Genomic DNA, 20,826 nt, shown 5'->3' on the forward strand with positions numbered 1-20,826 from the left:
AGGAGGAAGAGTATGCAGACCCGTTTCACAACGGTGGTTTCTTTCACCGTTTCCCTCGCCTTGAGCACAATCCCCATCACCACAGCCTTTGCAGCATCGCCGGAACCGGCAAAAGCCGAGCATGGCATGGTCGTATCAGCCCAGCATCTGGCAACGGAAGTCGGCGTTGACGTTTTGAAAAGTGGCGGCAATGCCGTGGACGCGGCGGTAGCGGTTGGTTATGCGCTCGCTGTGCTTTACCCTACGGCAGGCAATATTGGCGGTGGCGGATTCATGACGATTCGCCTCAAGGACGGTAAGACCACCTTTCTCGATTTTCGCGAGCGCGCTCCGCTGGCGTCCACCAAAACCATGTATCTCGATGACAAGAGCAATATCGTCAAAGGTCTAAGCCTCGACGGATATCTGGCGGTTGGCGTGCCGGGAACCGTTGCAGGATTCGAACTGGCGCGTGAGAAGTACGGCACCAAAAAACGCGAGGAATTGCTGGGACCGGCGATCCGGCTGGCGCGGGATGGTTTCGAGCTGGTTCAGGGCGATATCAATTCACTCAAAGCCGGCAACAAGAAGCTGGCCAAGGACCCTGCCGCAGCGGCGATCTTCCTGAAGCCCGACGGCAAGCCCTATGCGGTTGGCGAAACGCTCGTCCAGACCGATCTTGCCGCGACCCTGTCCGGCATCTCCGACAAGGGGCCTGATTCCTTCTACAAGGGCGCCACTGCCGATGCCATTGCAAAAGCCAGCCAGGACAAGGGCGGCATTCTGACCAAGCAGGATTTCGAGCAGTATTCGGTGCGCGAGCTGGAGCCGGTGAAGTGCAACTACCGCGGATATGACATCGTGTCGTCGCCGCCCCCAAGCTCGGGCGGCGTCATCATCTGCGAAATCCTCAACGTGCTCGAGGGCTATCCGCTGTCCTATCTCGGCTACGGCTCCGCCGAAACCGTGCATGCCATGGTCGAGGCCATGCGCTATGCCTATATCGACCGTAACGCGGCGCTGGGTGATCCGGCCTTCGTCAACAATCCGGTGTCGAAATTGCTCGACAAGGCCTATGCCAAGGAAATCCGCGAGAAGATCAGCCCGTTCAAGGCCGGCGTATCGCAGGAACTGATGCCGAAAGGTTTTGGCGAGAGCACGGAAACAACGCACTATTCGATCATCGACAATGACGGCAATGCGGTTGCCGTCACCTATACGTTGAACGGCTCCTTCGGCGCGGGCGTCGTTGCGCCTGGAACCGGCGTGCTTCTTAACAACGAGATGGACGATTTCACCTCCAAGCCCGGCGTTCCCAATCTGTATGGGCTGGTACAGGGCGAAGCCAACGCCATCGCGCCGAAGAAAACACCGCTCTCCTCGATGAGCCCGACGATCATTTCCAAGGACGGCAAGCCGTTCATGGTGATCGGCAGCCCCGGCGGTTCGCGCATCATCACCATCACGCTGGAAGCGATCCTCAACGTCATCGATCATGGCATGAACATCCAGGAAGCCATTGACGCGCCACGCGTCCATCATCAGTGGCTGCCCGACAAGGTCTTCATGGAGCCCTATGCCCTCTCGGCAGATACGCGCAAGGTATTGAGCGATATGGGCCACACTGTCCAGATCGACAAGGATTGGTCGATCTGGGGCCAGGCCGCAGGCATCCTCGTCGGCGGCGCGAGCCTTTCCGACATCGAAAAGGGTGACGGCGCGCGTTATAACGGCGCCATCGACAGCCGTGCCAGCTCAGGCGAAGCAAAGGGCTACTGAAACCCCAGGGGCTGGCAACGATCTTGCCAGCCCCTGTTGTCAGATGCTGAAATCGATCATGCGGCCACGCAGCTGCCGAATAGTTGCGGCATCTGCATTGGCAAAGGCAAAGCGCAGGAACTGCGTGTGTCCGGCGCCGAAATATTCACCGGGAATGGCCAGTATGCCCGCCTGTCTGGCCAATTGCTCGGCCACTTCGACAGAGGTCTTGCCCGGGAAGGGGTGGCGGACAAACGCGAAGTAGGCACCGACGGCTTCGAGCTTCCAGCCGCCAAGACCGGACATGGTCTCACGCAGGGCCTGGGCGCGGGTTTCAATTTCCAGCCGGTTGGCGGCGCGCCAGCCGCTCAATGCGGGAAGCGCATGCGCTACGGCAATCTGCGGTGCGCGCGGCGCGCAGATCTGCAGATTGTCCATGATCTTGGCAATTTCCGTAACAACGGTTTCACCCGCCGTTACCGCCCCCAGCCGGTGTCCGGGAATGCAGAAGGATTTGGAAAAGCTGTAGAGCTGGATGAGGTTGTCTTCCCAGCCGCTTTCATTGAAAAGACCATGCGGTGCGCCGGAGCCATCAGCCAGAAAGTCGCGATAGGTCTCATCCAGAATGAACCAGATGCCATGCTTCCTGCAAACCTCGAAAATTGCGCGGAGCCGGTCAGGTGAATAGACCGCGCCGGTCGGATTGTTCGGGGTGACCAGCGCCAGGGCACGCACGCCCGGCACCAGCGCTTTTTCAACCGCCTCCACTGTCGGCACGAAACCGTCTGCCGCATCGCAGGCGACAAACCCCGTCTTGATACCGAGCATCGACAGCGTGGTTTCATGGTTGAAATAAAAGGGATCGGTGACGAGAACCGTTTCGCCCGCGGCGGCCACGACCATGGCGGCGCAGATGAAGGCCTGGTTGCAGCCCGATGTGATGTGGATGTTCCGGCCGCTGATTCCAGCGCCATAAAGCGCCGACACATGCGCGGCATAGGCATCGCGCAGAACCGTTTCGCCTTCGATTGGCCCGTAATTAGCATAAGCAACCGAAGATGCCGCCTCACCTAGCCAGCGCAGCATGTCCGGATGCGGCGGATAGCCCGGAACCGCCTGCGACAGGTCGATCAAGGGGCCATGTCCGCCGGCATAGGCCCGGCCCCAGGCCTGCACGGCCGGAATAGGCGGGGGAGACAGGCGGGTGACGAGCGGGTTCAGCACAGCAGCAGTCATGGATGATCGTCCTATCGGGTATCGGCCTTGGCACGCCGCTTCTGCGTGCGGTCAGGCCTTTTGGCTCGTGTTGTGGGAATGGATGGCGGTGCCGCCGCGCGCTCGGGCGCACTGATCTTGCCATTGCGCCGCCGGATGATCCGGCGGGCCGAGGTCTGCGGTTCCGTGATGGTATCGGTTTCCAGCGATGCGAAGAACCAGTCGATGAAAACCTTGACGATGGGCGCATTGCGCACCTCGTTGCGGCAGGCGACATGGAATGCGTCATTGGCGGGCACGGTCAGGTCGAAGGGAACGATGAGTTCACCCTTGGCGATCAGGTTGCTCGCCGTGATCGTATCGCCAAGCGAAACGCCCTGCCCGTAAAGCGCAGCCTCCGTCGAGAGCCGCGCATCGCTCATGAAATGCTGGGCACCGCGCGCAAGATCCGTGGCATCGGCGGCTGCCAGCCAGGTGTTCCATTCGCGCCCGTCATCGCCATGCAGGAGCACGTGGTTGCGCAGGTCGCGCACCGAGCGCAGCGGGCGGCTGTTGAGCAGCGTCGGGCTGGCCACCGGAAAGAGCTTCAGCGTGCTCCACAAACGTGACCAGCAGTCCGACCATTTGCCATCGCCGTAGAGCACGCAGACATCCACATCCGGCGACTGGAGATAATGCGCCTCGTTGGTGGCAATCAGTGTCAGCCGGATATCGGGATATTGTTCGGTGAACTGGTTCATGCGCGGAATGAGCCAGAGCGACAGTAGTGCCGGCACGCAGGTCACCGTCAATTCGCCCTTGGTCGTGGGGCGCTTCATCAGGGCCGTTGCCGTCGCAATATCCTCGAATGCCTTGGAAATGGTCGGCAGCAGCAGCGCGCCCTGCGCCGTCAGTTTCAGCCGCTGCGCACCGCGCTCGAACAGTTGCACATCGAGCGTTGCTTCCAATGCCTTGATCTGGTGGCTGATGGCACCGTGGGTCACGTTGAGTTCGCGGGCAGCGGCAGTCACGGAACCGTGCCGCGCCGTCGCTTCGAAGGCGCGCAGGGGATTCAATGGAGGCAACCGGCCAAGCGTCATGGGAGACTCCAATAGACATCAAATTCGGGTTTGTCATGTGAGATTTTCTCACACTAATCCCTGCAACAATGTCAATTGCTTTTCCATCGCCTTTGCATCGATAATATGGCCAACGAAGGCGAAAAGCCCAGGGGAACTGACAGAAGCGGATCACATCGGACAACCCTTGCAAGGGCAATCCCTCCCGCGTTTCCCCCGAGCTTTCAGAGAACGGGATAGTGTCATGACATCATGGGATGAGAAGAAGCTGAGCGATCTGCGGGCCAAGTATGGCGAAAGCCATGGCGGCGAGCTGTTCGATCCAACCTTCCGCAAGGTTGCGGACAAGATTTTCTCCAAGAGCGGCACGCGGCTTGCACCCTATGCGGGCATTCCGACATTCCTGACCGCGCCCTATATGCCGGTCGATGCCGCGACACCGGATTTCGGCAATCTGCAGGTGGCCATTGTCGGCGTCCCGATGGACCTTGGCGTGACCAACCGTCCCGGCTCGCGCTTCGGTCCGCGCGCCGTGCGCACCATCGAACGCATCGGACCGTACAACCATGTGCTCGGCTGCGCGCCCGTTTTTGACCTGCGCGTTGCCGATATCGGCGACGTGCCCTTTGCCAGCCGCTACCGGCTGGAACAGAGCCATGACGATATCGAGCGCCGGTTCAACCAGATCGTCGACGCCGGCGTGGTGCCGCTTGCCGTCGGCGGCGACCATTCGATCACCCATCCTATTCTCAAGGCCGTCGGCAAGAAGCGTCCGGTTGGCATGATCCATATCGATGCCCATTGCGATACCGGCGGCGCCTTCGACCAGACGAAGTTCCATCATGGCGGGCCGTTCCGCAATGCGGTGCTCGACGGGGTCCTCGATCCGACCCGCACGGTCCAGATCGGCATTCGCGGCTCGGCGGAATATCTGTGGGAATTCTCGTACGAATCCGGCATGACCGTCATCCATGCGGAAGAGGTAACCGGCCTTGGCATGCCCGCCATCATCGAGAAGGCCCGCAAGATCGTCGGCGACGGTCCGACCTATCTGTCGTTCGACATCGACAGCGTCGATCCGAGCTTTGCGCCGGGCACCGGCACGCCCGAGGTGGGCGGCCTGACCACCCGCGAAGTGCTCGAACTGATCCGCGGCCTCAAGGGCATCAACCTGGTGGGCGGCGACGTGGTGGAAGTGGCACCGCAATATGATGCGACCACCAACACCGCCCATGCGGGCGCGCAGGTGCTGTTCGAAATCCTGAGCCTGATGGTGTTCAGCCCGTTCGTTGCAGGAAAACGCGACTGACACGTATCAACAGACCAACAAACGGTGCGGCGATACCATTCCGCACCGTCACATAATAACAAGAAGGGGACTGCCATGACATTCAAAACCACGCTCAAATCATCCTTTGCCGCGCTTCTGCTGCTGGGTGGCGCAACCATCGCCATGTCGGCAACGGCGGCGCGCGCCGACGCCATCGACGACATCACCAAAGCCGGCGTTATCAATGTCGGTGTCTTTGCCGACTTCCCGCCCTTCTCGTCGGCAAGCGCCGACATGACCCTGAAGGGTTATGATATCGACGTGGCCCAGGCTCTTGCCGACGCATTGAAGGTCAAGCTCAAGACTGTCAGCGTCACCGGCCAGAACCGCGTTCCCTACCTTACGGAACATCGCGTCGACCTGCTGATGAGCGTCGGCTACAGCAAGGAACGCGAACAGGTCCTCGATTTCGCTGCGCCTTATGCGCCGTACTACATCGCGGTGATCGGGCCGAAGGCGCTTGAGATCAAGAACAAGGACGATCTCGCCGGAAAGAGCATTGCCGTCAATCGCGGCACGCTGGAAGACACATCCCTGACGGCGGCGGCACCGGCTTCGGCAGATGTGAAGCGCTTCGACAATTACAACGCCGTCATCCAGGCCTTCATCTCCGGCCAGACGCAGCTCATGGTAGTGGGCAACGACGTGGGCGCACAGGTGCTCGCGCGGCAGGAAGCCCTTGCGCCGGAACAGAAATTCCAGCTTCTGACGTCTCCCTCGCATATCGCCCTGAACAAGAAAGAGGACCGTCTCAAGCAGGCTGTCAACGATGCCGTCGCGAAGATGCTGGCGGATGGCTCGCTCAACAAGAGTTCCGAGGCCTGGCTGAAGACACCGCTCAATCCTGCCAATCTCAAGGATTGACCTGTGGGCTATGCGCTCGATTTCGGCTGGTTGAACGATGCGCTCGGCATGATTGCCAGCGGTGCGGCCATGACGGTTTTTCTGATCGTCGTGACCTCAGTCGCTGGCACATTGCTCAGCATCTTCGGCGCCATCGGGCGCCGCAGCCGCCATGCGATCCTGCGCAAGCTGGTTGCCGGATACGTCGAACTCATCCGCAACACACCGTTTCTGGTGCAGCTGTTCTTCATCTTTTTCGGCCTGCCGCGCCTGGGCATCCGCCTTGACCCCGTGGCGGCAGCGATTCTTGCCATGACCCTGAACATGGCGGCCTACAGCACGGAGATCGTTGGCGCCGGGCTGGATGCCGTTCACAAGGGACAGACCGAAGCAGCGAAGGCGCTTGGCCTTCGCCCGAGGATCATCTTCATCAAGATCGTACTGCCTCAGGCGTTGAAGGTTATCTTCCCTGCCCTGACCAGCCAGATCGTTATCATGATGCTGGAATCCGCCGTGGTTTCGCAGATCGCCGTGCGGGAGCTGACCTACGAGGCCGACATGCTTCAGGCGCGCACCTTCCGCGCTTTCGAAACCTATTTCATCGTGACCCTGGTCTATCTCGGGCTCAGTATCGCCCTGCGCAGGCTGCTCTATGCGGCCGGACGCCGATCGATTGCCGGAGGCATGGCATGATCGAGTTCACCTTCTGGGACATAGCGCGCAATCTGCTGCTGGCGGCCCGCTGGACCGTATTGCTTTCCATCGTCGCTTTCACCGGTGGCGCCATCGTCGGCGTGGCTATCCTCCTGGCACGCATCTCGAAACGCAACTGGCTGCGCCGCGGCGCCCAATATTACATCGGCCTGTTTCAGGGAACGCCGCTGCTGATGCAGCTGTTTCTGCTGTTCTTCGGCCTGCCGCTGCTCGGCTTCCGCATCGAAGCCTGGACGGCCGCAGTGCTGGGTCTGACGCTTTGCGCCAGTGCATTCCTCGCCGAAATCTGGCGGGGCGGCGTGCAATCGCTGCCGAACGGACAATGGGACGCCGGCAGCAGTCTTGGCCTGCATTATTTCGCGCAGTTGCGGCTGGTCATCCTGCCGCAGGCCTTTGCCATAACACGCGCACCGACAGTCGGTTTTCTCGTGCAGTTGATCAAGAGCACGGCTTTGACGTCGATCATCGGATTTGAAGAACTGGTCAGGACGTCGAACGCCATCAACAATGCAACTTTCGAACCTTTCACCGTCTATGGGCTGGTGGCACTGATCTATTTTGTTCTGTGCTATCCGCTGACGCGCTACACTAAGAAACTGGAACTTCGTACCGCACAGCGCTAGAGCGCGCGCAGTGTTGGTAAAAGAGTGGGAATCAGCCAGAAACTGGCCAACAAGAAGGAGATCGGACTATGGATACAATGATCAAAACAGCCGTCAACCGGCGCACCGTGCTGGCTGCCGGGGCTTTGGGCACCGCAATGCTTGCCATGCCGTCCGTGCTGCGCGCACAGGACAAGTCCCTGAAAATCGGCGTCTATGGCGGCTACTTCAAGAATTCGTTCGACAAGAACATTTTCCCCGAATTCACCAAGGCAACCGGCATTGCCGTTGAATCCGTTGCAGAACCGACGGGCGAAGCCTGGCTGGTTCAGCTTGAACAGGCTGCCAAGGCCGGTGCTGCCCCCGCCGATATTTCGATGATGTCGCAGGTTGCCATGATCAAGGGCCAGTCGACCGAACTCTGGACGCCGCTTGACACGGCAAAACTGCCGAACGCGAAGAACCTGCTCGACCGTTTCATCAACAAATATCCCGACGGGCGCATCGCCGGTATCGGCGCGGTGGCATGGTATATCACGCTCGTGACCAACACCGATGTCTACAAGGAAGCGCCGACATCCTGGCAGGCCTTCTGGGATCCGGCAAACGCCGACAAACTCGGCCTGCTTGCCCTCGTTTCCAACTCGTTCCTTCTGGAAGTGACGGCAAAAACCTTCTTCGGCGGCACCAATGCCCTCGATACGGAGGAAGGCATCCTCAAGGTCTTCGACAAGCTGGCCGAAGTAAAGCCGAATGTCCGGCTGTGGTACCGCGACGAAGCGCAGTTCGAACAGGCGCTGAAATCAGGTGAAATCCCGATGGGCCAGTATTATCACGACGTTACAGGCCTGGCAGCGTCCGAGGGGCATCCTGTCCGCTCCACCTTCCCGAAGGAAGGCGGCATCCAGGATTCAGGCTGCTGGGCGGTGTCGCGCGCATCAAAGAAGATCGACGAAGCGCATATCTTCATCGATTACATGAGCCAGCCAGCCATTCAGGCGACCCTGTCCCGCAAGGTGGGGACGGCTCCGACGGTCAAGCGCGAACTGCTCGACCTGAATGAAAAGGAGTTCGCGGCTGTATCGTCGGATATCGAACCGATCCTGCCGCGCTACGACCTGCTGACGACCAAGGCCGACTTCCTCAACCAGAAATGGACCGAGCTGATCGTTGGCTGATCGCGTTTGCCGCCGGTTGCGGATACGCTTTCCGGAACCGGCGGCAGCCTGCCGGATTGTACAAAGGTGAAACCCGGCCTATTGCGAACCGGGTTTCTTTTTAACGACGACGAATGAAACGAGGGCTCGATGTCCGGACTGGTATTGAACGGTGTAACCAAGCAATTTGGTACATTTACCGCCGTGGAGAATGTGCAGCTTTCCGTGCCGCACGGCACGTTTGTATGCATGCTCGGGCCATCGGGCTGCGGCAAGACCACGCTCCTGCGGATGATTGCCGGGCTCGACGACCCGACCGGCGGTTCCATCCTGCTCGACGGCGAAGACATCACCAAGGTCCCGACCCACAAGCGCAATCTGGGCATGGTGTTCCAGTCGCTGGCCCTGTTCCCGCATTTGAGCGTGGGCGAAAATATCGCCTATCCCCTGCGCATTCGCGGCAAAGGCCGCGAAGACCAGAAAAAGCGCGTCGATGAACTGCTGGCCCTGATCCACCTGCCCGGCTACGGCGACCGGCCCGTTTCGAAACTGTCCGGCGGCCAGCGCCAGCGCGTGGCCATCGCCCGCGCTTTGGCGCTTTCGCCCAAACTGTTCCTGCTGGACGAGCCGCTCTCGGCGCTCGATGCAAAGCTGCGTGAAGCGATGCAGGTGGAACTGCGGCAGCTGCAGCAGAAGCTCGGCATCACCACCATCGTGGTGACCCACGACCAGCGCGAAGCCATGACCATGGCCGATACGGTGGTGGTCATGAATGGCGGACACATACGCCAGGCCGCCTCGCCGATCGAAATCTACCGCAAGCCCGCCGATACGTTTGTCGCCGACTTCATCGGCTCGACAAATCTCATCGAAACGACGGCCGACAGTTCGGGCGCCGCCACCATCTTCGGGCACAGCGTGCCCGGTCTTCTGCTGCCTGCAGGCCTGCAGAAAGCAACAATTTCCGTGCGGCCGGAAGATGTGCACCTGACGGCGCCGGGCAATGGCGCCATCAACGGCACCGTGACCTTCGTGCGCGATCTTGGCGGCACGATCGAAACCTTCGTGGAAGCGGGTGGCAAGCAGATCGTCGCCGTCTCGACGCCGCGTGCCCGGCCTGAGGTGACAGCGGGACAACAGGTCGGCATCGTGCTCGCCCCCGATGTCTGCGTGGTGCTGAAACAATGAAGCGCGAAGCCCCCCAATCCATAGCCGATTACGGGCCGCTGTTTTTCCCCGCGGGCATGCTGCTGGTGTTCTTTGTGGTGCCGTTCGGCACCATGATCGCTGTGAGCTTCTTCCAGCGCCAGCAGGGCGGCTTCTATACGCCTGCCTTCGTCTTCTCCAATTACGAGCGCTTTCTCAGCGTCTTCTTCGGCGGCGTCCTCGGCTTCTCGCTGATGCTGGCTGTCACCGTCGCCATCTGCTGCGTCGTCCTTGCCCTGCCCTTCACCTATCTCCTGTCCAAGCTGCCGCGCCGGTTGCAGGTGATCTGGCTCGTGGCGTTGCTCTCCGTACTGTCGCTGTCGGAAGTCATCATCGGCTTTGCCTGGTCCACCCTGTTTTCCCGCACGGCCGGGATCACCAACATTCTTGTCCAACTGGGGTTGATGAAACAGGCCGTCGCCCTGTCGCCGAGCTTTGGCGCTGTGCTGACGGGTATGGTCTATCAGGCGCTGCCCTATACGGTGCTTGTCCTTTACCCCGCCCTTGTCCGGCTCGATCCCACCCTGATGGAGGCGGCGCGGACATTGGGTTCGTCGCCGGTGCGCGCCTTCTTCAACGTGCTTGTGCCGGCGCTGCGCAACACGATCATGGCGACGCTGATCATGGTGTTCATCTTCGCGCTGGGTTCGTATCTGCTGCCGCAGATTCTTGGCAGGCCGCAGCACTGGACGCTCTCCGTCCTCATCACCGATCAGGCGATCTACCAGTCGAACATGCCGTTTGCGGCGGCCATGGCCGTGTTTCTGGTGCTTGTGACGCTTGGTCTGGTGGCCCTGACATTGCTGATCGGACGCAAGGGAGAAAAGGCATGATGACCGCACTCCGACGCCTTTATTTCTTCCTCGTCGGGCTGTTTCTCGCCCTTCCGCTGATCGTGGTTGCCGGCGTGTCGGTCAACGCGAAGCAGACGCTTGCCTTTCCGCCGCAGGGCTTTTCGCTGGCCTGGTACGGCGAAATCTTCCTCAATCCGGAATGGCGCAGTGCTCTCGTTGCCTCGGTCGTCCTCGCCACCACGTCGGCGGCTTTGGCCGTGCTGATTGCGCTGCCGCTTGCATGGTTCCTGTGGCGGCGCATTGCACCGTGGGCCAACATCTTTCAGGTCCTCGGCATTGCGCCGTTCACGCTGCCGCCGGTCATCACCGCGCTCGGCCTTCTGACATTCTGGGCCACCACCGGCTTCTATGGCCAGCCATGGACCGCCGTGATCGGCCACGCGATCTTCTTCGTCACCCTGCCGCTGGTGACGCTATCGCTCGGCTTTTCATCCATCGACCGCTCCTTCGTCGAGGCTGCGGCCACCATGGGCGCGAGCGATCGCACCATTTTCCGCACGGTCATCCTGCCGCTGATCCTGCCCTATCTGGTTTCCGGCTACGCCTTCGCTTTCGTCTTGTCGCTCAACGAGTATATCGTTGCCTACATGACCGTCGGCTTTACGCTGGAAACGCTCCCCATCAAGATTTTCAATGCACTGCGCTACGGCTATACGCCGACCATGGCCTCGGTGACCATTCTCTTCGTCGCCACCGCCGCCGTGATCTTCTCGCTGGTTGCAAAATTCGGCGACCTGCCCAAGCTGCTTGGTGCCATGGCCACGGACGACAAATGATGCGGATGGCAGCACTCCAGATGCAGGCGGTTTGCGGCGATGTCAGCGCCAATCTGGCACGCATCGGGCAAGCCGCGAAAGCTGCCGCCAAAGCCGGTGCCGACCTGCTTGTCGCCCCGGAACTCGCCCTGACCGGTTACGGTGCGGGAGAGACGATCACGGGATTGGCAGAGCCGGCCAATGGCGAACAGATCGATCGGCTGCAGGCCATATCCAAGGCCAACGCCATAGCCATCATCGCGGGCTTTGCCGAACGCGATGGCGATCACATTTACAATAGTGCGGCCTTTGTCTGCGGCGATACCCAGCCTGCCATCTACAGGAAATCGCATCTCTATGGCGATTATGAGCGGGCCCTGTTTACCCCGGCAAAACCGGCCAGCTGCATTGTCCCGCTTGCCGGGCTGAAGCTGGGCATGCTGATCTGCTACGATGTAGAATTTCCGGAGAATGTCCGCCGCCTGGCGCAGGCGGGCGCACAGATGATCCTCGTGCCGACGGCGCTTCCCGCGGGCCCATCCGGAGAATTCATCGCCGCGCACATGATTCAGGTACGCGCGTTCGAAAACCAGATATTTGTCGCCTATGTCAATCACGCCGGCAGCGACGAACGCTTCACTTTTGCCGGCCTCTCCCGTATAGCCGCGCCGGATGGCAGCCTCGTCGCTGCCTGCACGGATGCCAATGAACACCTGGTTTTTGCCGACATCGACCGGCACGCCTTTGCAGCATCGATTGACAGCAATCCCTATCTGAAAGACCTGACGCGGATATGACCGACATCATCGACACCGACATTCTTATCATCGGCGCCGGCATTGCCGGCGTTGGCGTAGCCGCCGAGCTTGCCCATACGCACAAGGTCATCATACTCGAACGGGAGAGCCAGCCGGCCTACCATTCGACGGGACGCTCAGTTGCCATATTCCTCCCCAATTACGGCAACGATGTCATTCGTGCGCTCAATCATTTCAGCGCGCCCATGTTCATGCAGCGTGACACGAACCTGTTTCCCGAACCGCTGCTGACACCCCGTGGTGCCCTCACCATCGCCGATGAAACCGGCATTGCAAGCTGCGAAGACATGATCAAAAACGGCGTCAATGTCGAGGAGATCAGCGTAGACCGGGCCGTGGAAATGGTGCCGATCCTCAACCGCGATCATATCAAGGCTGTCTGCTATCAGGCTGAAGCGCAGGACATCGACGTGAATGCCCTGCATCAGGGCTGGCTGCGCAAGGCGACGGGCCTCGGCGCCGAACTTCGCACGTCATGCGAAGTCATCCGCGCGAGCCGGGTGAACGGCTTTTGGCTGGTCGAGACGCCGGGTCAGACATTCCGCGCCCCTACGGTCATCAACGCTTCCGGCGCATGGGCCGACGTCATAGCAGGCATTTTCGGCGGCAAGCCGCTTGGGTTTACCCCCTTGCGCCGCTCGGTCGCCGTGCTGCCCGCGCCGGAGGGATACGACACCCGCAGCTGGCCGGTGGTCGACGATGCCAATGAGAGCTGGTACCTCAAGCCTGACGGCGGACGATTGTTCGTCTCGCCCGGTGATGAAACCCCGGTGGAACCGCATGACGCCTATGTGGACGACATGATCCTCGCCGAAGGCCTCTACCGCTATGAACAGGCGGTCACGATACCGGTCAACCGTGTCGAACGGAGTTGGGCCGGTCTGCGCACCTTCGCGCCGGACCGTACACCCGTTGCGGGATTCGACGCGGAACTCGACGGGTTCTTCTGGCTCGCCGGACAGGGCGGATATGGTATCCAGACTGCTCCGGCGCTATCGCAGCTTGCTGCCAAGCTCATCCGCCAGCAATCCTTGCCGGATGGTCTGGCAAACATCGCCCCGCGCCTGTCTGCTGCCCGCTTTCAATCAAGCAGGGGATAGCCGCCAAAAATCGCCGTCTGGCTGCCAACCTCCGAGCGGATGAAATCGCTGAGCACGCGGATGCGCGGCGTGTTGACGATATCCTCATGGCAGATCAGCCAGTAATCGCGATTGAGGTGCATTTCCTTTGGCAGCACCGGCACCAGTTCCGGATAATTGTAGGCAATGAAGTAGGGCAGGATGCAAAGGCCGAAACCCGAGCGGGCAGCGCTCAACTGGGCAAAAATGCTTGAGCTCTGGTAGGCCGGCCGCAGGCCGGGAAGAATCTCGCGCATATAGTCGAGCCCGGGCGTGAAAATCATATCCTCGATATAGCCGATGAAGCGGTGAGCGGAGAGATCGGCGCGTTGCCGGATCGCCGGATGCCGGGCGAGATAGTCTTTCGCCCCATAGATGAACAAGCGGTAGGGCATCAGTTTTTCCTGATGATAGGGGCCCGTGCGGGTCGGATTCAGCGTGATCGACAAATCCGCCTCGCGGCGCGACAGCGAGACAATCTGCTGGATCGTCACCATTTCCACGGAAAGACTGGGGTAGGACTGCGCCATGATGGGCAGGCGGTTCGCCAGAAAGAAATTGGCTATCCCCTCCAGAATGCTCAAGCGCACGACACCGCTGAGCGAGACCGTTCCGCCGGAGGCTTCATTCTGAAAGCGCTCGGCTTCGCGCTCCATGATTTCAGCCGATTCAATCAGCTTCTCACCGAGTGCCGTCAGAATGTATCCACGCGGATTCCGCTCGAAAAGACGCGCCGAAAGTGCCTCCTCCAGCCTGTCGATCCGCCGGGAGACAGTGACGTGATTGGTGCGCAGGCGACGCGCTGCCGTCGTGAGCTGACCGGTCCGCGCCACCGCCAGGAAATATTGCAGATCGTCCCATGTGTATTGCCGCAAGGCGCACCCATATGTACGTATTTGTACCTATTCTGTTCGAAAATAGGTGTTTGTGTACTTATTTGTCAATGCTACAGTTTTTTCAACGAATGGTTGCCTGCTACGAGAAACGGGACAATCATAGGGGCAAGAATTATCCGGCAGAGAGGAATGGCTGACCGGATTGAGGAGGAGAACCGAACCGATTGGGCGCAGACATCTCTGCGTCATGGCTTTGGGTCATTTTCAGCCGAGACGATCAAGTCCGCGACGGTCCATCATACGATGATTCTGTGAGCGGCGTTTCTTTGGGAGGAGAACAGAATGAAATTATTGGCAATTGCAACCGCTGCCCTGATGGCTGCAACCGTTATGCCCGCTGCGAGTGCAGGCATTTCGGACGGCAAAGTCAAGATCGGCATCCTGAACGATCAATCCGGTGTCTATGCGGATTTCGGCGGAAAGTGGTCGTTCGAAGCGGCGAAGATGGCTGCCGAAGACTTTGGCGGCAAGGTTCTCGACGCGCCGATCGAGGTCATCACCGCCGACCATCAGAACAAGCCGGACATTGCCTCCAATATCGCCCGCCAGTGGTATGACACGGAGCAGGTCGATGCGATCATGGAATTGACCACCTCGTCCGTCGCGCTCGCCGTGCAGGGCATCTCCAAGGAAAAGAAGAAGATCGATCTTGTGACCGGTGCGGCCACGGCCGAACTGACCGGCAAGCAGTGCTCGCCCTATGGTTTCCATTGGGCCTATGACACCCACGCTCTCGCTGTCGGCACCGGCGGTGCGCTCGTCAAACAGGGCGGCGATACCTGGTTCTTCCTCACCGCCGACTATGCCTTCGGCTATTCCCTGGAAGAACAGACGACCAAATATGTGACGTCGAAGGGCGGTAAAGTGGTCGGCTCCGTGCGTCATCCGCTGGCAACAGCCGACTATTCCTCGTTCCTGCTGCAGGCGCAGTCATCCGGTGCCAAGGTGATCGGTCTGGCCAATGCCGGTCTCGACACCGCCAATGCCATCAAGCAGGCTGCCGAATTTGGCATCGTATCGGGCGGCCAGCGTCTGGCAGCCCTGCTCTTCACCCTGGCGGAAGTGCACGGCCTCGGCCTTGAAGCAGCCCAGGGCCTGACCCTGACGGAAAGCTTCTACTGGGATCGCGACGACCAGTCCCGCGAGTTCGGGCGCAGGTTCTTCAAGCGCACCGGCCGCATGCCGAACATGATCCAGGCCGCGACCTATTCCGGGGTCACGCAGTATCTGAAAGCCATTCAGAAAGCCGGCACCGATGACACGGAAAAAGTTGCCGCTGCCATGCATGAAATGCCTGTCGATGACGTCTTCGGGCGCGGCGCCAAGGTCGGTGCCAATGGCCGCCTGATCAGCGATGTCTATCTGATGGAAGTCAAGAAGCCATCGGAAAGCAAGGAGCCATGGGACTATTACAAGGTTCTGGCCACGGTTCCGGGCGATGAGGCCTATATAAAGCCAGCCGAAAGCGGCTGCGATCTGGCCAAGTAGTCCGGATGACAGCTTCGTTGAGCAGTACGGCATTCGGGGGAGGACATACTTCCCCCGGCAGCGCCGGTAACGCCGGATCCCGGGTGGTTCTCTCCGCCCGCGGCCTGCGCCGGGATTTTGGCGGCTTCATCGCCGTCAATAATGTGGATCTGGATATCCATCATGCGAAGGTCCACGCACTGATTGGCCCCAACGGCGCGGGAAAGACCACGGTTTTCAATCTCCTGACCAAGTTTCTGCAGCCGTCAAGCGGCACGATCACCCTGCTCGATCAGGACATCACCAGAACCGACCCGGCGAAAGTCGCCCGTATGGGGCTGGTTCGCTCGTTCCAGATTTCTGCGGTTTTCCCGCATCTCACCGTTCTCGACAATGTGCGCGTGGCCCTGCAACGCCCGGCCGGCCTGTCGACGCAGTTCTGGCTGCCGACCAGCGCCCTCAACCGGCTGAACGACCGGGCCATGGAACTGATTACGGCCGTCGGATTGCACGACGCCCACAATAAACTGGCCGCTGACCTCTCCTATGGCCGCAAGCGCGTGCTGGAGATCGCCACAACGCTGGCGCTCGATCCCAAGGTCCTGCTTCTGGATGAACCCATGGCGGGTATGGGCCACGAGGACGTACATATCGTTGCCGAGATCATTCGCGAGGTGGCCCGCGACCGGGCAATCCTGATGGTCGAACACAACCTGAAGGTCGTTGCCGATCTTTGCGACCAGGTCACCGTCCTGCAGCGCGGCGAAATTCTCATCTCCGGCGACTACCAAACGGTCAGCCAGGATGAACGGGTGCGCGTTGCCTATATGGGGACCGAACATGAGTGATCCAAAACCCCTCCTCGCCGTGCGCGATCTCCATGCCTGGTATGGCGAAGGCCACGCGCTGCATGGCGTCCATCTCGATATTCATGAGGGCGAAACCGTCACCCTGCTTGGCCGCAACGGCGTCGGCAAGACCACGACCCTGCGCTCGATCATGGGCATTATCCGCAAGCGCACCGGCAGCATCGCCTTTGACGGCAGGGATATGATGCGCGTGCCCCTGCACCGCACGGCCCATGCCGGCATCGGTTTCGTGCCGGAAGAGCGCGGCATCTTCGCGACACTCTCCGTCGATGAGAATCTCAACCTGCCCCCCATCGTTGCCAAGGGCGGCATGTCGATAACGGAGATTTATGATCTTTTTCCCAATCTGAAAGAACGGCGCAACAGTCCCGGAACCAAACTTTCCGGCGGCGAGCAGCAGATGCTGGCCATTGCCCGCATCCTGCGCACCGGGGTCAAACTGCTGCTGCTTGACGAGCCGACCGAAGGCCTTGCCCCGGTCATCGTGCAGCGCATCGGCGAAGTGCTGGTGACGCTAAAGCAGCGCGGCATGACCATTCTGCTGGTCGAGCAGAATTTCCGTTTCGCCAGCAAGGTCGCGGATCGCTTCTACGTGGTGGATCACGGCAAGATCATCGACAATTTCCACGTCCGGGAACTGCCGGAACGCATGTCCATGCTCAACGAAGCGCTGGGAGTCTGACCCATGACCATGATCTTCGGCGTTCCCCTGCAGGCCTTCCTCGGACAATTGCTGATCGGCCTCATCAACGGTTCCTTCTACGCCATGCTCAGCCTTGGCCTCGCGATCATCTTCGGCCTCTTGCGCGTAATCAATTTCGCCCATGGCGCGCAGTACATGCTGGGTGCCTTTGTCGGGTATCTCCTGCTTGCCCAGCTCGGCATCGGCTACTGGCCCGCCTTGATCCTTGCGCCCCTCATCGTCGGCGTCGCCGGTGCGATCGTCGAACGCGTCGCACTCTCGCGTCTCTATAATCTCGATCATCTCTATGGCCTGCTCTTCACCTTCGGGCTTGCGCTGGTGATCGAAGGGACCTTCCGCTATTACTACGGTGCGGCGGGACAACCCTATGCGGTGCCCGCCGCTCTCACCGGCAGCTATAATCTCGGCTTCATGGTCCTGCCGAAATACCGTGCCTGGGTGGTGCTGGCATCCCTTGCCATCTGTCTTGCCACCTGGCTTCTGATCGAGAAAACCCGGTTGGGTTCCTATCTGCGCGCGGCCACGGAAAATCCGACGCTTGTTAGGGCCTTCGGCATCAACGTGCCGATATTGCTGACCTTTACCTATGGCCTCGGCGCGGCGCTTGCCGGGCTTGCGGGCATCATGGCGGCACCGATCTATCAGGTCAGCCCGCTCATGGGCACCAACCTGATCATTGTCGTGTTCGCGGTGGTGGTTGTCGGCGGCATGGGTTCCATTCTCGGCGCCATCGTCACCGGTTACATGCTCGGTATTTTCGAGGGCCTGACCAAGGTGTTCTACCCCGAGGCCTCCAATATCGTGATCTTCGTCATCATGGCGATCGTTCTGCTTGTCCGTCCGGCAGGCCTGTTCGGAAAGGAGGTCTGACATGACCGATACGACAGTTTCCCCAGGCCAAAAAAGCAGGTTTCTGAATCTTGAAATGCTGCTGATCCTCATCGGCGTCGCGGCGCTCATTCTCGCGCCCTTCCATTTCTACCCGGTCTTTCTGATGAAGGTGCTGTGTTTCGGACTGTTCGCCTGCGCCTTCAATCTGCTTCTCGGCTATACCGGCATACTCTCTTTCGGCCATGCGGCATTCTTTGGCGGAGCCGCCTATTTTACCGCCCATTCCGTCAAGGAATGGGGCTTTCCACCGGAGCTCGGCATCCTGCTTGGCGTCTTCGGCGCAACGATCCTCGGACTGATCATCGGTTTCTTTGCCATCCGGCGTCAGGGTATCTATTCGACCATGATCACCCTCGCCCTGTCGCAGATGTTCTTCTTTTTCTGCCTGCAGGCATCCTTCACCAAGGGCGAAGACGGCATTCAGGGCGTGCCGCGCGGCAAGCTCCTCGGCTTCATCGATCTGAACGATCCGCTCAACATGTATTTCTTCGTGCTGGCCGTGTTCCTCATCGGTGTCTTCATCATCTGGCGCATCATCAATTCGCCCTTCGGCATGATCCTCAAATCCGTCCGGGAAAACGAGAACCGCGCCATTTCGCTCGGTTATTCCGTTGCCCGCTACAAGCTTGCGGCCTTCGTCATGTCGGCAGCGCTCACCGGCCTTGCCGGCGGCTTGAAGGCGATTGTCTTTCAGTTTGCAACGCTGACAGATGTCAGCTGGCAGATGTCCGGCGAGGTCGTGCTCATGACCCTGCTTGGCGGTATCGGCACGCTGGTCGGCCCGATCGTCGGGGCCGGATTCATCACGGCGCTGGAAAACTATCTCGCCACGTCGGAATTTCCGGTCACGGTGATCACCGGCATCATTTTCATGGTCTGCGTCCTCGTCTTCCGCCGCGGCATTATCGGCGAGCTCTACGCCTCGCGGTTCGGCAAGAAACTCGAGAGCAGCTCCGGGCACTGACATGACAGCCAGCTATGACTACATCATCGTCGGGGCAGGCACGGCAGGCTGCACCTTGGCCAACAGGCTGTCGGAAGACCGGAACGTGTCCGTCCTCCTGCTTGAGGCCGGCGGCAAGGACAATTACCCCTGGATTCACATTCCGGTGGGGTATCTCTACTGCATCTCGAATCCGCGGACGGACTGGTGCTTTTCGACCGAGGCCGAACCTGGCCTCAACGGCCGCGTTCTCAACTATCCGCGCGGCAAGGTGCTTGGCGGCTGCTCGTCGATCAACGGCATGATCTATATGCGCGGGCAGGCGCGCGACTACGATCTGTGGCGGCAGGACGGTTGTGCCGGATGGGGCTGGGATGACGTCCTGCCCTATTTCCGCAAGTCGGAAGATTACTATCTCGGCAGCGATGAATTTCACGGATCGGGCGGCGAATGGCGCGTGGAGGAAGCGCGCCTGCACTGGGATATTCTCGATGCGTTCAGGGATGCTGCCGAAGCGGCGGGAATCCCGCGCACCGACGATTTCAATCGCGGCGACAATGAAGGCAGTTCCTATTTCAAGGTCAACCAGAAACGCGGCATCCGCTGGAACACGGCAAAGGCGTTTCTTCGCCCGGCAATGAAACGGGCGAACCTGACGGTCGAAACCGGAGCCCATGTCCGCAAGCTCGTTATCGACAATCTGACAGCCGGGGGCGTGGAGATCGAACAGGCGGGAACCATCCGCACGATCCACTGCCGCCGCGAGGTGATCCTGGCAGCAGGCGCCGTCGGCTCGCCGCAGATTCTTGAATTGTCCGGCATCGGCCGTCGCGACGTTCTGCAGAAGGCCGGAATTGCTCCGGTTCTTGAACGGCGCTCGGTCGGTGAAAACCTGCAGGATCACCTGCAACTGCGCTGCGCCTATAAGGTGACTGGCATTGCGACGCTCAACGAAAAGGCCAACCGCCTCTTGGGCAAGGCATCGATTGCCCTGGAATACCTCGTCAACCAGTCCGGCCCGATGTCGATGGCCCCAAGCCAGCTGGGGGTCTTCACCCGCTCCGACCCGTCTTTTGCGACGGCGAACCTGCAATATCACGTGCAGCCGCTGTCCCTGGAAAAGTTCGGCGAAAACGTCCACCCCTTCCCAGCCTTTACCGCCAGCGTCTGTAATCTGCGGCCGGAAAGCCGCGGTTCCGTTCACATCAAATCACCGGATTACCGGGCGCATCCAGCCATCCGGCCGAATTACCTAACAACGGACAGCGACCGCCGTGTCGCGGCGGATTCAATCCGCATCACCCGCAACATCGTGGCGCAAAAGCCGCTGCAGCGCTACCGGCCGGAAGAATTCAAGCCGGGACCGCACTATCAGAGCGAGGCGGAGCTGATCGAGGCGGCAGGCGCCATCGGCACGACGATCTTTCATCCCGTCGGCACCTGCCGCATGGGCGCCGATCAGGAGTCGGTGGTCGATCCGCAGTTGCGCGTGCGGGGCATAAAAGGATTGCGCATCGCCGACGCATCCATCATGCCGACCATCACATCGGGCAATACCAACGCGCCGACGATCATGATTGCGGAAAAGGCGGCGGAAATGATCGCCCGCACCTGAAGGTCGATCTGCTTGAACCGCTGTGATCTCTTTGC

General features: G+C 60.2%; 20 protein-coding genes. 17 read left to right on the forward strand and 3 right to left on the reverse strand.

Features of this window, described 5'->3' with window-relative positions; all coding sequences use genetic code 11:
• Positions 1-12 precede the first annotated feature (12 nt).
• The gene (gene ggt / locus ACZ25R_RS02480) at positions 13-1,758 is read left to right on the forward strand and encodes a gamma-glutamyltransferase (protein ID WP_472459926.1); all 1,746 of its coding nucleotides are present in this window, start codon (positions 13-15) and stop codon (positions 1,756-1,758) included.
• Positions 1,759-1,797: 39 nt separating this feature from the next.
• Here the strand turns inward: ggt and ACZ25R_RS02485 are convergent, their stop codons facing one another.
• Positions 1,798-2,973: an aminotransferase gene (locus tag ACZ25R_RS02485; RefSeq protein ID WP_472459927.1), complete on the reverse strand. Its 1,176-nt coding sequence runs from the start codon at positions 2,971-2,973 to the stop codon at positions 1,798-1,800.
• Positions 2,974-2,984: 11 nt separating this feature from the next.
• On the reverse strand, positions 2,985-4,031 hold the full coding sequence (locus tag ACZ25R_RS02490) for a LysR substrate-binding domain-containing protein (RefSeq protein ID WP_464664543.1): 1,047 nt from the start codon (positions 4,029-4,031) through the stop codon (positions 2,985-2,987).
• Between the two features lie 223 nt (positions 4,032-4,254).
• Between ACZ25R_RS02490 and speB the strand changes: the two genes are divergently transcribed.
• The 10 genes from speB to ACZ25R_RS02540 all read left to right on the forward strand — a co-directional run bounded on the left by speB (position 4,255) and on the right by ACZ25R_RS02540 (position 13,389).
• A complete protein-coding gene (gene speB, locus ACZ25R_RS02495) occupies positions 4,255-5,319 on the forward strand; it encodes an agmatinase (RefSeq protein WP_403182336.1) in 1,065 nt (354 codons plus the stop codon).
• Positions 5,320-5,394: 75 nt separating this feature from the next.
• Positions 5,395-6,204: a transporter substrate-binding domain-containing protein gene (locus tag ACZ25R_RS02500; RefSeq protein ID WP_472459928.1), complete on the forward strand. Its 810-nt coding sequence runs from the start codon at positions 5,395-5,397 to the stop codon at positions 6,202-6,204.
• A 3-nt stretch (positions 6,205-6,207) separates the two neighbouring features.
• Positions 6,208-6,876 carry an amino acid ABC transporter permease gene (locus tag ACZ25R_RS02505; protein WP_162800200.1) on the forward strand — a complete coding sequence of 223 codons (669 nt, stop codon included), beginning with the start codon at positions 6,208-6,210 and terminating at the stop codon, positions 6,874-6,876.
• Complete coding sequence (locus ACZ25R_RS02510) at positions 6,873-7,520, forward strand: amino acid ABC transporter permease (RefSeq protein ID WP_472459929.1); 648 nt, start codon at positions 6,873-6,875, stop codon at positions 7,518-7,520. Before ACZ25R_RS02505 ends, ACZ25R_RS02510 begins: the two co-directional genes overlap by 4 nt.
• 77 nt (positions 7,521-7,597) lie before the next feature.
• Positions 7,598-8,677 carry an ABC transporter substrate-binding protein gene (locus tag ACZ25R_RS02515; protein ID WP_464664856.1) on the forward strand — a complete coding sequence of 360 codons (1,080 nt, stop codon included), beginning with the start codon at positions 7,598-7,600 and terminating at the stop codon, positions 8,675-8,677.
• Positions 8,678-8,806: 129 nt separating this feature from the next.
• The gene (locus ACZ25R_RS02520; RefSeq protein WP_223614854.1) at positions 8,807-9,844 is read left to right on the forward strand and encodes an ABC transporter ATP-binding protein; all 1,038 of its coding nucleotides are present in this window, start codon (positions 8,807-8,809) and stop codon (positions 9,842-9,844) included.
• Positions 9,841-10,695 (forward strand): ABC transporter permease, encoded by an 855-nt coding sequence (locus ACZ25R_RS02525; RefSeq protein ID WP_288192218.1) that lies wholly within the window; start codon positions 9,841-9,843, stop codon positions 10,693-10,695. The genes ACZ25R_RS02520 and ACZ25R_RS02525 overlap by 4 nt, the downstream gene beginning before the upstream one ends.
• Positions 10,692-11,492: an ABC transporter permease gene (locus tag ACZ25R_RS02530; RefSeq protein ID WP_472459930.1), complete on the forward strand. Its 801-nt coding sequence runs from the start codon at positions 10,692-10,694 to the stop codon at positions 11,490-11,492. The genes ACZ25R_RS02525 and ACZ25R_RS02530 overlap by 4 nt, the downstream gene beginning before the upstream one ends.
• Entirely contained in the window at positions 11,489-12,268 is a 780-nt protein-coding gene (locus tag ACZ25R_RS02535) for a carbon-nitrogen hydrolase family protein (protein ID WP_464664536.1), read from the forward strand. Before ACZ25R_RS02530 ends, ACZ25R_RS02535 begins: the two co-directional genes overlap by 4 nt.
• Positions 12,265-13,389 carry an NAD(P)/FAD-dependent oxidoreductase gene (locus ACZ25R_RS02540; RefSeq protein WP_472459931.1) on the forward strand — a complete coding sequence of 375 codons (1,125 nt, stop codon included), beginning with the start codon at positions 12,265-12,267 and terminating at the stop codon, positions 13,387-13,389. The genes ACZ25R_RS02535 and ACZ25R_RS02540 overlap by 4 nt, the downstream gene beginning before the upstream one ends.
• On the opposite strand, the gene ACZ25R_RS02545 is transcribed toward ACZ25R_RS02540, so the two are convergent.
• Positions 13,371-14,282, reverse strand: coding sequence for a LysR family transcriptional regulator (locus ACZ25R_RS02545; protein WP_223614849.1), 912 nt, complete (start codon positions 14,280-14,282; stop codon positions 13,371-13,373). The genes ACZ25R_RS02540 and ACZ25R_RS02545 overlap by 19 nt on opposite strands.
• 303 nt (positions 14,283-14,585) lie before the next feature.
• Between ACZ25R_RS02545 and ACZ25R_RS02550 the strand changes: the two genes are divergently transcribed.
• The 6 genes from ACZ25R_RS02550 (at position 14,586) to ACZ25R_RS02575 (ending at position 20,791) form a co-directional block, all read left to right on the forward strand.
• The gene (locus ACZ25R_RS02550; protein ID WP_464664534.1) at positions 14,586-15,791 is read left to right on the forward strand and encodes an ABC transporter substrate-binding protein; all 1,206 of its coding nucleotides are present in this window, start codon (positions 14,586-14,588) and stop codon (positions 15,789-15,791) included.
• 83 nt (positions 15,792-15,874) lie between these two features.
• On the forward strand, positions 15,875-16,618 hold the full coding sequence (locus tag ACZ25R_RS02555) for an ABC transporter ATP-binding protein (RefSeq protein WP_223614942.1): 744 nt from the start codon (positions 15,875-15,877) through the stop codon (positions 16,616-16,618).
• The gene (locus tag ACZ25R_RS02560; RefSeq protein WP_472459932.1) at positions 16,611-17,321 is read left to right on the forward strand and encodes an ABC transporter ATP-binding protein; all 711 of its coding nucleotides are present in this window, start codon (positions 16,611-16,613) and stop codon (positions 17,319-17,321) included. The genes ACZ25R_RS02555 and ACZ25R_RS02560 overlap by 8 nt, the downstream gene beginning before the upstream one ends.
• A 3-nt stretch (positions 17,322-17,324) precedes the next feature.
• A complete protein-coding gene (locus ACZ25R_RS02565) occupies positions 17,325-18,212 on the forward strand; it encodes a branched-chain amino acid ABC transporter permease (protein WP_472459933.1) in 888 nt (295 codons plus the stop codon).
• A 1-nt stretch (position 18,213) separates the two neighbouring features.
• Positions 18,214-19,197 carry a branched-chain amino acid ABC transporter permease gene (locus tag ACZ25R_RS02570; protein WP_346306040.1) on the forward strand — a complete coding sequence of 328 codons (984 nt, stop codon included), beginning with the start codon at positions 18,214-18,216 and terminating at the stop codon, positions 19,195-19,197.
• A 1-nt stretch (position 19,198) separates the two neighbouring features.
• Positions 19,199-20,791: a GMC family oxidoreductase gene (locus ACZ25R_RS02575; protein WP_472459934.1), complete on the forward strand. Its 1,593-nt coding sequence runs from the start codon at positions 19,199-19,201 to the stop codon at positions 20,789-20,791.
• The last annotated feature ends 35 nt before the right edge of the window (positions 20,792-20,826 follow it).

The sequence above is a fragment of the Phyllobacterium sp. RCAM01083 genome, assembly GCF_055685835.1.

Coding starts and splice junctions, on each gene's coding strand:
- ggt (WP_472459926.1), top strand. CDS start 13: ATGCAGACCCGTTTCACAACGGTGGTTTCTTTCACCGTTTCCCTCGCC.
- ACZ25R_RS02485 (WP_472459927.1), bottom strand. CDS start 2,973: ATGACTGCTGCTGTGCTGAACCCGCTCGTCACCCGCCTGTCTCCCCCG.
- ACZ25R_RS02490 (WP_464664543.1), bottom strand. CDS start 4,031: ATGACGCTTGGCCGGTTGCCTCCATTGAATCCCCTGCGCGCCTTCGAA.
- speB (WP_403182336.1), top strand. CDS start 4,255: ATGACATCATGGGATGAGAAGAAGCTGAGCGATCTGCGGGCCAAGTAT.
- ACZ25R_RS02500 (WP_472459928.1), top strand. CDS start 5,395: ATGACATTCAAAACCACGCTCAAATCATCCTTTGCCGCGCTTCTGCTG.
- ACZ25R_RS02510 (WP_472459929.1), top strand. CDS start 6,873: ATGATCGAGTTCACCTTCTGGGACATAGCGCGCAATCTGCTGCTGGCG.
- ACZ25R_RS02515 (WP_464664856.1), top strand. CDS start 7,598: ATGATCAAAACAGCCGTCAACCGGCGCACCGTGCTGGCTGCCGGGGCT.
- ACZ25R_RS02520 (WP_223614854.1), top strand. CDS start 8,807: ATGTCCGGACTGGTATTGAACGGTGTAACCAAGCAATTTGGTACATTT.
- ACZ25R_RS02525 (WP_288192218.1), top strand. CDS start 9,841: ATGAAGCGCGAAGCCCCCCAATCCATAGCCGATTACGGGCCGCTGTTT.
- ACZ25R_RS02530 (WP_472459930.1), top strand. CDS start 10,692: ATGATGACCGCACTCCGACGCCTTTATTTCTTCCTCGTCGGGCTGTTT.
- ACZ25R_RS02535 (WP_464664536.1), top strand. CDS start 11,489: ATGATGCGGATGGCAGCACTCCAGATGCAGGCGGTTTGCGGCGATGTC.
- ACZ25R_RS02540 (WP_472459931.1), top strand. CDS start 12,265: ATGACCGACATCATCGACACCGACATTCTTATCATCGGCGCCGGCATT.
- ACZ25R_RS02550 (WP_464664534.1), top strand. CDS start 14,586: ATGAAATTATTGGCAATTGCAACCGCTGCCCTGATGGCTGCAACCGTT.
- ACZ25R_RS02560 (WP_472459932.1), top strand. CDS start 16,611: ATGAGTGATCCAAAACCCCTCCTCGCCGTGCGCGATCTCCATGCCTGG.
- ACZ25R_RS02565 (WP_472459933.1), top strand. CDS start 17,325: ATGACCATGATCTTCGGCGTTCCCCTGCAGGCCTTCCTCGGACAATTG.
- ACZ25R_RS02570 (WP_346306040.1), top strand. CDS start 18,214: ATGACCGATACGACAGTTTCCCCAGGCCAAAAAAGCAGGTTTCTGAAT.
- ACZ25R_RS02575 (WP_472459934.1), top strand. CDS start 19,199: ATGACAGCCAGCTATGACTACATCATCGTCGGGGCAGGCACGGCAGGC.